Here is an 11,640-nt window from a genome sequence, read left to right as displayed (position 1 = left end):
ACCGAACAAAAAATTCTTGAAGGAATTAATAATTTAAGAGATAAAAGTAGTAATAGGTTTTTAATAGGTATTGCTCTTCCAATTGCAGAGGAAATTATAGAATCGCTTAAAAAGAATACACCTGTTGAAAAATGTTTAATTTGTGGAAGTTTAAGAAGAATGAAAGATACAATAGGAGATATTGATATCCTTGTAACTTCTAACAAACCTAAAGAAGTAATGGATTTTTTTACTTCTTTGCCAATTGTTAAAGAAGTGATTGCAAAAGGTGATACAAAATCATCTATTATTACAATTGAGGGAATACAAACAGATTTAAGAGTAGTTGAAGACGAATCCTTTGGTGCAGCAGTTCAGTATTTTACTGGCTCAAAAAACCATAATGTTAGATTAAGAGAAATTGCAATTAAGAAGGATTACAAGCTTAATGAGTATGGACTGTTTGAACTTGATTCTAATAAAAAATTTGCAGGAGAAACAGAAGAGTCTATTTACGAAGCAATTGGTATGCAATTTGTCCCACCAGAGATGAGAGAGGATACAGGAGAAGTTGAGCTTGCTTTAGAACATAAATTACCTAAAATTGTCGATTATACCGATATAAAAGGTGACACCCATATGCATACAAAATACTCCGATGGAGCAAATACCATTGAAGAAATGGCATTAAAAGCAATTGAATTAGGTTATGAATATATTGTTATCACAGAGCATGCAAAAGCTCTTAGTGTTGCAGGTGGGTTAGACATACCTGACTTTAGAAAAGAAAAAGAGGAAATTGAAAAATTAAACAAGAAACTTCACCCTTTTAAAATTTTTTTAGGTGTTGAATTGAATATCCTTTCAAATGGTTCTGTTGATTTTCCCGAAAGTGAGTTATCTTTTTTCGACTTGTGTCTTGCTGGTATTCATACGGGAATGAATCAGACTAAAGACGAGATAACAGAGCGCTTAAAAACTGTTTTAAAAATGCCTAAAGTTAAAATTATAGTTCATCCAACGGGAAGAATAATAAATGGGAGAAATGAATATAGTCTTAATATTGATGAAATATTTGAAACTGCAAAAAAATACAACAAAGTTTTTGAAATTAACGCATCCTTTGATAGGCTTGATTTAAATGAAGTTAATGCAAAAAGAGCTGTTTATGAATATGGTTTGAAAATTTCAGTAGGAACAGACGCTCACTCGGTTGATTCTCTTGAGAATATGAGGTTTGGTGTTGGTGTTGCAAGGCGTGCTTGGTTAAGAAAGTCCGATATTATAAACACTTTCTCACAAAAAGAGTTTGAGAAATTCATAAGAGAGTAATGAAAAGAGTCCTTGTGTTTGGAGAAAATGCTGTTGATGTAATCATGAAACTAAACTCATTTAATATTGAGGAAGATCATAATAACGTTGCTGTCTCATCTAAAATTGATATTGGAGGAAGTGGTATAAATTTTGCACGTGCACTTTTTAACCTAAAAGAAACTCCTATTTATTTTACTCCTATTTCTAAAGATTTTTTTGGTATGAGTATAAGAAATTTTTTGGATTTGAAAGGAATAAATTATTTTGATGTATCTTCAGAGAAGCCAACACCAGTTGTAATAAGTATTATCCAAGATAATAAACGTTTTACCATAGCGAATATTCTTAATACTTCTTATACTGATTTAGATTTTGATGTTTTTATGAATGCCAATCTTCACTTCGACTATGCTTATATATCTGGGGGATTGCTTACGGAAAAGAAACCACAGGAAGAGAGTATAAAAATTGTTGAATACATAAGAAATTACTCAAATATGGTGTTTTTTGACCCACAGGTAAGGATTTGTGTAGGGACACCCAATTTTAAAGAAACTGCAGAAAAAATAATTTCCAATTCGCATGTAGTTTTTTCAAACCAAAAAGAGATTGAGTATTTTAACAAAAACAATATAGAACTTTTTCTAAATAGGGGCGGTATATTAGTTATAAAGATGGGAGAAAATGGAGCGAGACTCATTGCAAAAACTCAAGAATATGAAGTTAAAGGTGTTTATGCAAAAGGGAATAATCTCGTTGGTGCAGGAGATGTTTTTAATGCTTCATTTATAAAAGCTATAGTTAGTGGTGAAAATTATAAGGATGCCTTGAATTTTGCTAATACCTTTGCTGCTAATTTTGTAGAAAGAGGCTTTTGCGATGGATGAGTTCAAATTGATCTCAGATTTTTTGCCTACAGGCGATCAACCAGAAGCAATCGAAAAACTTGTAGATGGCATAAAAAAGGGGTATAAGTTTCAAACTTTACTTGGTGTTACTGGCTCTGGTAAGACCTTTACAATGGCAAATGTGATTGCAAGAGTTCAAAAGCCTACACTTGTTATCTCGCACAATAAAACCCTTGCAGCACAACTCTATTCTGAATTCAAAAGGTTTTTTCCCGAAAATGCTGTTCATTACTTTGTAAGTTATTATGATTTCTATCAACCAGAGGCGTATGTGCCGCAAATTGACCTTTATATTGCAAAAAACGCCGATGTTAATGAAGATATTGCAAGATTAAGACATGCAACAGTTCGTGCCCTACTTGAAAGAAAAGATGTTATTGTTGTTGCTTCGGTTTCATGTATATACGGATGGGATTCTCCAGAGGAGTATAAAGAGCAACTTTTTACGGTAAAAGTTGGAGAAAAGATTAACAGACTGACAATTGCAATGAATCTTGCACGGCTTCAATACGAAAGAAATGATTACAATTTTAAAAGTGGAACTTTTCGAATCCGTGGAGATGTTTTAGATGTATTTCCAAAAGAATCAGAGACTGCTATAAGAATTGAACTTTTCGGCGATGAGATAGATTCGATTATTGAATTTGACCCGTTAACAAATGACCTTATTAGGAAGTATTCTAGTTTTACATTTTTCCCAGCTCAGCAGTTTATTACAACACAGGAAAGAATTAGGCGTTATGTTGATGAAATTAAGGAAGAACTTAAAATAAGGGTAGAATTCTTCAAAAAAAGAGGCAAATTTGTTGAGGCTCAAAGATTAGAAGAGAGAACTAAATACGACCTTGAAATGCTTCTAAATGTTGGTTATTGCACTGGGATTGAGAACTATTCAAGATACTTTTCAGGGAGAAAACCTGGTGAAGAGCCATACACCCTTTTAAACTTTTTCCCAGAAGATTCTCTTTTATTTATTGATGAATCACACATTACAATTCCACAGTTGAGAGGGATGTATCGAGGTGACCATGATAGAAAATTAACATTGGTAAATTATGGTTTTAGACTTCCTTCTGCTATGGACAATAGACCTCTCCGTTTTGAGGAATTCTTGCAGCATGTTAATCAGTGTATTTTCGTTTCTGCAACACCATCAGAGTTTGAAATTTCTAATAGCAAGCAAGTTGTTGAGCAATTTATAAGACCAACGGGACTTGTTGATCCAGAGGTTGTTATTCGCAAGAGGAGTAAGCAAATTGAAGATTTGATTAATGAAATTAGAAAGCGTGCAGAAAAAGGAGAAAGAGTTATTGTTAACACACTCACAAAAAAATTCGCAGAAGACTTAACCAATTACCTAATAGAAAACGGTATTAAAGCAAAATACCTTCATTCTGATATAAAAACTATTGAAAGAGTGCAAATACTAAAAGGTTTGCGATCTGGTGATTTTGATTGTTTGGTTGGAGTAAATTTACTAAGAGAAGGACTTGATTTACCAGAAGTTTCACTTGTTGCAATTCTTGATGCTGACAAAGAAGGATTTTTAAGAAGCGAAACTTCTCTTATTCAGTTAATGGGTAGAGCAGCGCGCAATGTGTCTGGTATGGTGATTATGTATGCTGACGAAATTTCTAATGCTATGACAGAGGCTATTAAGGAGACTAGTAGAAGAAGGAAAAAACAAATTGAATACAACAAGGCTCATGGCATTACCCCGACAACAATTAGAAAGGCAATAACTGACCTTATAGACCTTCCGTGGAAAAAGGAAAGTGAAATTTTAGATGTAATACACGTTGACAATTTATCTTACGAGGAATTTATGGCGCTTATTACTGAATTGGAAGAGGAAATGCATCTTAAGGCAGAAGTTCTTGATTTTGAAGAAGCGATTAAAATTAGAGACAAAATTAACAAATTAATTGACGAGTTCAAAAAGCACAATACAAATTTAAAGAGGAAGAAATGAAAATTGGTTTAGCTCTTGGTAGTGGTGGTCCTAAAGGACTTGCCCATATAGGAGTTTTAAAAGTTTTGCTTGAGCATGGAATTAGGCCGGAAGTGATTGCTGGATCAAGTATTGGTGCTTTAGTGGGTGGAGCATACGCAAAATTAGGAGACATTAAAGAGATAGAACGAATTGCATCTTCTTCAGATATGAGGGTAGTGCTTTCAGTTTTATTTGATCCAACTTTGAAAATGGGGCTGGTGAAAGGGAAAAAAGTTATCAATTTTTTATCAAAACATATTGGTGATGCTGAAGTATCTTTACTCTCGCCTAATTTTTTTGCTGTTGCAACTGATTTTTCGACAGGTAAGCCTTTTATTTTTAAAAAAGGAAGTCTTATAACAGCTATTAGAGCAAGTATTTCAATTCCGATTTTCTTTCAACCAGTTGAATTTGAGGGGAGACTTTTAATGGACGGAGGCCTTTCAATGCAAGTTCCAGTAGAACCATTAAAAAATTATGGTGTTGATTTTGTTGTTGCTGTTAACCTTCAAGGGCATCTTTCTCAAACCTCTTATAGAAAACCGAGTAAGTTTAATTTTTATAATATTTTTTCTGGTTCAATTGATATTTTACAATTTAATCTTGCAAAAGAAAATTGTAAACTCGCCGATATAACACTTTATCCTGATGTTTTTGACATTGGTTGGGAATATTTTTGGAAACCATCTCAAGTAATAGAAAGAGGAGAAATAGCGGCAAGAAAAGAAATATTAAAGATATTAGAAATTATTGAAAAAGTCTAATTTTATAATTATTGGGGGCTTATGCCCCCAAGTTGACTACTTTTTAATCTTTGAATGCAACAAATCTCCAAGTCGTTTAATACCTTCTTCTATCTGCTCTAAAGTTGATAGGGTGAAGTTAAGCCTCATATGTCTTGTATCTTCTCCATGAGGGTAGAAAGCACTACCTACTACATAGGCAACCTTTTTATCTCTAATTGCTTCTTTGAAGAGTTCATCTGTATTTATGTATTCTGGAACTTCTGCCCAAACGAACATACCACCATCTGGTTTTGTCCAGGTTACTTCTTTTGGGAAGTATTTTTGCATTGCATTAAGCATGGCATCTTTTTTCTGTTTGTAAACTTCTCTTACCTTCTTTAGATATTCTTCTACGTGTCCGTCTCTAATGAACTTGTCTGCGATGAACTGTGTTGACGATGGTGAGCATAGATCTGCTGCTTGCTTTGCTATAACGAGTTTTGTGATAACTTCTCTATCTCCCACAACCCATCCCAATCTAAAACCTGGAGCTAAAATTTTACTAAAAGTCCTTAGTGCGATCACGTTTCCAATGGAGTCAAGTTGTAATAAAGACGGCTGTTTTTCTTCTGTAAAACGAATTTCTCCGTATGGATCGTCTTCAATTACGGGTATGTTGTACTCATGGGAGAGTTTTAAAAGTTCTTTTCTTCTCTCAAGGCTCATTGTCACACCCGCTGGGTTTTGGAAGTTAGGAATTACGTATATGAGTTTCACATTAATGTTTTTATTAGTTAGCTCCTCAAGTTTCTCTTTAAGAATATCTGTTCTAATTCCGTTTTCATCCAGCGGGACTGTAACAAAATTTGCTTGGAATGCTTGTAATGCCTGCAAGCCACCAACGTAAGACGGTGCTTCAACAATCACCGTATCTCCTGGGTCTACAAAAATTTCTGCAAGTAGAGATAAAGCTTGTTGAGATGCAGTTGTCACAATTACATTGTCTACTGTTACGTTTTGGATTCCTTCATCTTGCATCATTTTAACAATTGTTTCTCTAAATGATTTTACCCCTTCAGTTGGTCCATATTGAAGAGCCTTGCCACCATGGTTAATAAAAACTTCTCTTGCAATTTCACCTAACAAATCTTTGGGGAACAAGTTTGGGTCGGGCATACCTCCAGCAAAAGAGATGATGTCAGGAGAATCAATGAGCTTTAAAAGTTCTCTAATTGCAGAAGCTTTCATTGATTTACTACGTTCCGATAATTTTTCTTGCCACATTTTTATAAATGTGCCTCCTTTCTTTTATGTCACTATTATTATAACAAAAAAAGATTTTTGATGAAATTTCATAATTTTTTGATTTAAATGAAAGTTGTATAAAAACTCTTTTTTTAATTTTAAAGTTCATTATTTGTTAAGTCTATTTTCTCTAACTCCTTTTTGAAGTTCTCTAAGAGTTCATTTTTAGCAAGATCATAACAGACTTTAATTGCATTTTTAATTGCGATTCTTTTAGATCTTCCGTGTGCTTTTATTGAAATTCCGTCTACTCCAAGCAAAGGTGATCCTCCAAAGTGTTCATAGTTAAGTTTGTTGAATGTTTCTCTTAAAGCATTTTTTAGTAAGTATGCCCCAATCTTATTTATGAAAGATTTTTTAATTTCTTGCTTTAACACATCTACCGTAAAACCAATTGCGCCTTCATAAGATTTTTCAAGTATATTACCAGTAAAACCATCTGTTACAATAACGTCCGCCTTATGGTAGAGGAGTTCGTGTGGTTCAACATTTCCAACGAAGTTTTTAAAGTTCTCTTTAAAAAGTTTATAAGTTTCTTTAATTACTTTTGTTCCTTTTTCTTCTTCGCTTCCTATATTTAAAAGACCAATTTTTATATCTTTTCTTTTAGTAAGAGTAGATAAAAAAGCTTGACCTAGAATGGCAAACACGAAAAGTTCTCTTGCACTAATGTCAACGCTTGCTCCAACATCAAGGATTACCCCTTGCGTGTTATCGACAAACGGTAAAACAACTCCAATACCAGGTCTTGAGACATTTTTAAGTCTTCCTAAGGTAAATAAGGATATTGCCATGTATGCCCCGGTATTTCCCGCTGTTACCATGCCATGAGCCTTTTTTTCTTTAACAAGTTCGATTGCTTTGTGCATTGATGAGTCCTTCTTTTTTAGAAGCGCTTCTCTTGGTAAATCAAACATTGTAATTACATCTTTTGTATGGATAATCTGGATGTTGTCCGCTTTAAAGTCTGATAGCAATTTTTTAATTTGAGTTTCATCACCCGTGATGATGATTTCTATATCTTTTATCTCTTTTAATGCAAGTTTTATTCCTTCAACAATTTCGTAAGGGGCAAAATCTCCCCCCATTCCATCTACGGCAATTTTAATCATATTTACTCCTTTGTTATAACTGAAACGCCTACGGTTTCTAATCCAAGATGTGTTCCAAGAACAGGGCCAATTCTGTATTTTTTAACAGGCATTGCGACTTCTTTTTCCACTTTTGCTCTAAACTCTTCACCTTCTTCATCATTTGCACTGAATATCGTGTCTACAGCTTCAAAACCACCACTTTTTAAGGCAATCTCTTTTGCAATTTTTATAAGTTCTTCTTTTGAGCCATTTCTTGTTCTACCGAACTTATAAAGCTCAATCTTTCCGTCTTTTAAGTAGAGAATAAAGTATAATTTTAACGCGGTTGTAATTTTTCCTTGCAAATGGCTTATTCTTCCACCTTTTATAAGTAGGTCAACATTCATTGGAAGGAAAAAGCCATGCACTTTATTTTGCATTTTCTCAATCTCATTTTTAATTTCTTCTCTTGAAAGCCCCTTTTTCACAAGTTCGGAAGCCTTCTTTACTTTGTATAATAAGTTGACAGAAGAGGACTTTGAATCAACAATTGTAATTTTATCTGTTTTTAATAATTCTTTAGCAGCAGTTGCCGCATTAACAGTTCCCGATAGTATTGAGGAAATATGAATTGAGAGGATCTCATAACCCTTTTCTAAAAGTGGTTTGTATGCTTCTACAAAATTGTTAGTTGAGGGTTGGGATCTAGAAAATTCTTCTTTATCTTTTAATCTTTTGTAGAATTCTTCATCTGAGATATCAACTCTTTCTCTATAAATGGCATCTTTTGAAGTTACGTAAAGTGGAACAATTGTTAAGTCAAGTTCTTTTATTTCTTGCTCTGTTGGATAAGCTGTTGAATCTGTTACTATTTTAATCATTATTACCTCCTGTAATAATTTCTTCTTAATTATAGAAAATAAAATGAAATTATCAAACAATTCGTTAATTTGCGCTATAATATTAATTGGGGAAATCTATGGATATAAAAAAACTTACCGACTATAAGTTCGTTATTAAGAAAAGTGGGGAAATGAAAGTAGATGCAGTAATATTTTCCTCTGATAAACTCATTGAATCCTTGAGTAAAGATAAGGCTATTGAGCAACTTGTTTGGGTTGCTACCCTTCCAAATATAGTTAAATTTGCTATTGGCATGCCAGATATGCATCAAGGGTATGCATTTCCAATTGGCGGGGTGGGTGCATTCCTTTACGATGAAGGCGTTGTCTCTCCTGGAGGTGTTGGTTTTGACATAAACTGCGGAGTAAGGGTGATAAAAACGAATTTATCTTATGATGACATAAAGGATTCAATTGGTAAATTAGGAGAGGTTTTATTTAAGACAATTCCTGCGGGGCTTGGTTCGACCTCTAACTTAAAAACCAGTAAAAATGAATCAAAAAGAGCAATGAAGCTTGGTGTTGAATGGGCAGTTGAAAAAGGATTTGCCGAGAAATCTGACCTTGATCATATAGAAGATAACGGCTACTTAGTTTCTGACCCAGATACGGTAAGTGATTACGCCGTAGATAGAGGGCATGAAGAATTTGGCACTCTTGGTGCTGGAAACCACTTCCTTGAGGTTGATAGAATTGTTGAAATTTATGACGAGCAGATCGCAAGCAAGTGGGGATTGTTTAAAAACCAGATTATAATTTGGATTCATACAGGTTCTCGTGGTTTAGGGCACCAAATTGCAACCGATTACCTTAACATGATGCGACCACAGATGGAAAAGTTTGGTTATAAGTTGGTAGATAGGGATGCTGTGTATTTTCCCATTAAGGAAAGTATATCACAGCAATATTTACTTGCAGTGGGGTCTGCTGCTAATTTTGCTTGGGTTAATAGACAAGTTCTAACGTATTTTGTAAGGAATGCATTTTCTAAAGTGTTTTCTTCTGATTATAAAAAACTGGGGATGGATATCCTCTATGATGTTGCACACAATATTACTAAAGTTGAAGAATACAATATTGATGGTAAGGACCTTACGCTTTTAGTCCATAGAAAAGGTGCGACAAGATCTTTTCCAAAAGGACATAAGAAATTAAAAGGACTTTATAAAGAAACTGGACAACCTGTATTACTTCCAGGAGATATGAAAAGAGGCTCTTACATATTGGTAGGGAATGAAAAATCGCTTAAAGAAAGCTTTGGAAGTGTTGCACATGGTGCAGGAAGACTTTTAAGCAGACATCAGGCTGTTAAGCAATTTACATTCGAAAGTTTAAAGAGTGAACTTGATAATGAAAATATTTTACTTTTTGCAACTGATAAAAGAGTGGTAAGGGAAGAAGCACCGGATGCTTATAAAAATATTGACCTTGTAGTGGAGCCAATTGTAAATGAAGGACTTGCAAACCTCGTTGTAAGGTCTAAGCCTATTATCGTGGTAAAAGGATGAGGCTTGGTGCTCACGTTTCAATAAAAGGCGGAATTGAAAATTCTCCTTATTATGGGAAGCTTGCGACTTGTGAAGTGATTCAGATCTTTTCAAAAAATCAATTGCAGTGGAATTCTAAAGATATCGACTTAAGCACCTCTTTAAATTTTAAAAATAAATGCAAGGAATACAATATTGAGCCACTGTCAATTCATGCCTCTTACTTAATTAACCTTGCAAGCCCAAATAAAGACTTACAAGAGCAGTCAATAACGGATTTGGCAAAAGAACTTGAGAAGGCAGACGAACTTGGAATAAGGTATGTTGTCGTTCACCCTGGCGCTCATATGGGTGAAGGGGATATAAATGGCATAAAAAGGGTAGGTAATGCCATTAAAGAAGTATTTAAAAGGAGTAATTCAAAAAGAAGCATTTTACTTCTTGAAACAACGGCGGGAGAGGGGAGTGTTCTTGGTTATAGATTCGAGCAATTACGGGATATGCTTGATTTAACTAATAACACTTCAAGAATGGGTGTTTGTTTTGATACGTGTCATGTATTTGCTGCAGGTTATGATATAAGGACTGAAGATTCCTTTGAAAATGTGCTTTATGATTTTAACAAAAAGATTGGTTTAAAATATTTAAATCTTTTTCACCTAAACGATTCTAAAAGGGATTTGGGTGAAAGGCTTGATAGACACGAAGAAATTGGGTTAGGGAAAATTGGTATTAATGCATTTAAATTTCTTGTCAATTATAATTTGTTTTCATCTTTAGGCGGGATCTTAGAGATTCCTGGTGATATAGATGGGTATAAGAGAAATTTATCTATCCTAAGGAGGCTTATTGATGGGGAAAATCTGTGAAAATATTGAAAAATTGCTACAAGAGTTGAATGGCAAGGCAAAGCTATTACTTGCTACAAAAGAAAGAAGTATTGAGGAAATACAAGAGGCAATTAAATGTGGAGCTAGGGTATTTGGTGAAAACTATTTGCAAGAGGCAGAAGTAAAAATCTCAACAATTGGGCATATTGTTGAATGGCACTATATAGGAAGTATTCAAAAGAGAAAAATTAAAAAACTTGTTAAAACTTTTGACGTAATAGAAACTGTTGACTCATTAGAAACTGCTTTTATTATAGATAAAGAAAGCGAAAAGTTTGGAAAAATAACTTCTGTGTTAATTGAAATTAATTCAGGAAGGGAACCTCAAAAAAGTGGCGTCATGCCCGAAGATGCACTTAAACTGTCTTTTGAAATAACTAAATTTAATTGGATTAGATTAACTGGTTTTATGACAATGGGGCCAAATTATTCTAATCCAGAGGACTTACGTCCATATTTTAGATTAACAAAGCAAATTTTTGATACTGCTATTGCAAAAAGGTTTTTTAGAACTGATTCTCCTATTCTTTCTATGGGTATGTCTAATTCATATAAAATTGCATTAGAAGAAGGTGCTAATCTTGTGCGTATTGGAACACTTGTATTTGGTGAACGAAAAGGGAAAGTATGAAAAAAATTAGATGTAATATTCTTTAGGGTCAGTTGTAATGTGTGTGGCAAGTTGCCCGCAAGCAGCAGAGACATCGGTCCCTTTTGAGAGTCTTAAAGTCGCTCTTATTTCGTTTTTTAATAGTTCTTTTTCAAAAAAGATCTCTCTTTTTGACTCGTTAAAATTAACACCATCAATCTTATTGTAATGTATTAAATTGACTTTTACATTTTTTAACATTTTTGCAAACTTAACCAGTGCTATTAGGTCCTCTTTCTTGTCGTTAATATCATCAAGAAGAAGGTATTCAAGTGTGACAGTATTCTTTGTATTGTTAATGTAGTATAGAAGTGCGTCTTTTAAATCTGTTAGGGATTCATGTTTTAATCCTTCCATTAAAAAATCCCTTTTTGATTGAATTGCTGAATGAAGTGAAATTGCTAAGTTAACTCCT

11 protein-coding genes are annotated in these 11,640 nt (G+C 33.9%); 7 read left to right on the top strand and 4 right to left on the bottom strand.

The window, feature by feature from the left end:
* The 4 genes from polX to K6343_00170 form a co-directional block, all read left to right on the top strand.
* Positions 1-1,311, top strand: a 1,311-nt coding sequence (polX, locus tag K6343_00185) for a DNA polymerase/3'-5' exonuclease PolX (GenBank protein ID MEF3244392.1), incomplete at its 5' end; no start/stop codon positions are given.
* A complete protein-coding gene (locus tag K6343_00180; GenBank protein MEF3244391.1) occupies positions 1,311-2,180 on the top strand; it encodes a carbohydrate kinase family protein in 870 nt (289 codons plus the stop codon). The genes polX and K6343_00180, both read left to right, overlap by 1 nt.
* Positions 2,173-4,173 carry an excinuclease ABC subunit UvrB gene (uvrB, locus tag K6343_00175; protein MEF3244390.1) on the top strand — a complete coding sequence of 667 codons (2,001 nt, stop codon included), beginning with the start codon at positions 2,173-2,175 and terminating at the stop codon, positions 4,171-4,173. The genes K6343_00180 and uvrB overlap by 8 nt, the downstream gene beginning before the upstream one ends.
* A complete protein-coding gene (locus K6343_00170; GenBank protein ID MEF3244389.1) occupies positions 4,170-4,958 on the top strand; it encodes a patatin-like phospholipase family protein in 789 nt (262 codons plus the stop codon). The genes uvrB and K6343_00170 overlap by 4 nt, the downstream gene beginning before the upstream one ends.
* Positions 4,959-4,994: 36 nt before the next feature.
* Here K6343_00170 and K6343_00165 read toward each other — a convergent pair whose 3' ends face one another.
* From K6343_00165 to K6343_00155, 3 genes are all read right to left on the bottom strand, one after another.
* Positions 4,995-6,203 (bottom strand): PLP-dependent aminotransferase family protein, encoded by a 1,209-nt coding sequence (locus tag K6343_00165; GenBank protein ID MEF3244388.1) that lies wholly within the window; start codon positions 6,201-6,203, stop codon positions 4,995-4,997.
* Positions 6,204-6,322: 119 nt separating this feature from the next.
* Entirely contained in the window at positions 6,323-7,336 is a 1,014-nt protein-coding gene (gene plsX, locus K6343_00160) for a phosphate acyltransferase PlsX (GenBank protein ID MEF3244387.1), read from the bottom strand.
* Between the two features lie 2 nt (positions 7,337-7,338).
* On the bottom strand, positions 7,339-8,178 hold the full coding sequence (locus K6343_00155; GenBank protein ID MEF3244386.1) for a DegV family protein: 840 nt from the start codon (positions 8,176-8,178) through the stop codon (positions 7,339-7,341).
* Between the two features lie 98 nt (positions 8,179-8,276).
* Here K6343_00155 and K6343_00150 point away from each other — a divergent pair, with 98 nt between their 5' ends.
* From K6343_00150 to K6343_00140, 3 genes are read left to right on the top strand one after another with little or no spacing between them, the layout of a single operon-like run.
* Entirely contained in the window at positions 8,277-9,707 is a 1,431-nt protein-coding gene (locus tag K6343_00150; GenBank protein ID MEF3244385.1) for an RtcB family protein, read from the top strand.
* Positions 9,704-10,555: a deoxyribonuclease IV gene (locus tag K6343_00145; GenBank protein MEF3244384.1), complete on the top strand. Its 852-nt coding sequence runs from the start codon at positions 9,704-9,706 to the stop codon at positions 10,553-10,555. Before K6343_00150 ends, K6343_00145 begins: the two co-directional genes overlap by 4 nt.
* The gene (locus K6343_00140) at positions 10,539-11,207 is read left to right on the top strand and encodes a YggS family pyridoxal phosphate-dependent enzyme (GenBank protein MEF3244383.1); all 669 of its coding nucleotides are present in this window, start codon (positions 10,539-10,541) and stop codon (positions 11,205-11,207) included. Before K6343_00145 ends, K6343_00140 begins: the two co-directional genes overlap by 17 nt.
* 6 nt (positions 11,208-11,213) lie before the next feature.
* Here K6343_00140 and K6343_00135 read toward each other — a convergent pair.
* Positions 11,214-11,640: hypothetical protein (locus tag K6343_00135; GenBank protein MEF3244382.1), on the bottom strand; the 427-nt coding region annotated here is incomplete at its 5' end.

It is taken from the genome of Caldisericaceae bacterium, from assembly GCA_036574215.1.
In the GTDB taxonomy this organism is placed as follows: Bacteria; Caldisericota; Caldisericia; order Caldisericales; family Caldisericaceae; genus Caldisericum.
The sequence above is the reverse complement of the archived record's forward strand: the minus strand, read 5'-3'. Positions and strand labels throughout refer to the sequence as shown.

Excerpts from the sequence above, each read along its gene's own strand:
- K6343_00180 (MEF3244391.1), top strand. The coding sequence starts at position 1,311 with ATGAAAAGAGTCCTTGTGTTTGGAGAAAATGCTGTTGATGTAATCATG.
- uvrB (MEF3244390.1), top strand. The coding sequence starts at position 2,173 with ATGGATGAGTTCAAATTGATCTCAGATTTTTTGCCTACAGGCGATCAA.
- K6343_00170 (MEF3244389.1), top strand. The coding sequence starts at position 4,170 with ATGAAAATTGGTTTAGCTCTTGGTAGTGGTGGTCCTAAAGGACTTGCC.
- K6343_00165 (MEF3244388.1), bottom strand. The coding sequence starts at position 6,203 with ATGTGGCAAGAAAAATTATCGGAACGTAGTAAATCAATGAAAGCTTCT.
- plsX (MEF3244387.1), bottom strand. The coding sequence starts at position 7,336 with ATGATTAAAATTGCCGTAGATGGAATGGGGGGAGATTTTGCCCCTTAC.
- K6343_00155 (MEF3244386.1), bottom strand. The coding sequence starts at position 8,178 with ATGATTAAAATAGTAACAGATTCAACAGCTTATCCAACAGAGCAAGAA.
- K6343_00150 (MEF3244385.1), top strand. The coding sequence starts at position 8,277 with ATGGATATAAAAAAACTTACCGACTATAAGTTCGTTATTAAGAAAAGT.
- K6343_00145 (MEF3244384.1), top strand. The coding sequence starts at position 9,704 with ATGAGGCTTGGTGCTCACGTTTCAATAAAAGGCGGAATTGAAAATTCT.
- K6343_00140 (MEF3244383.1), top strand. The coding sequence starts at position 10,539 with ATGGGGAAAATCTGTGAAAATATTGAAAAATTGCTACAAGAGTTGAAT.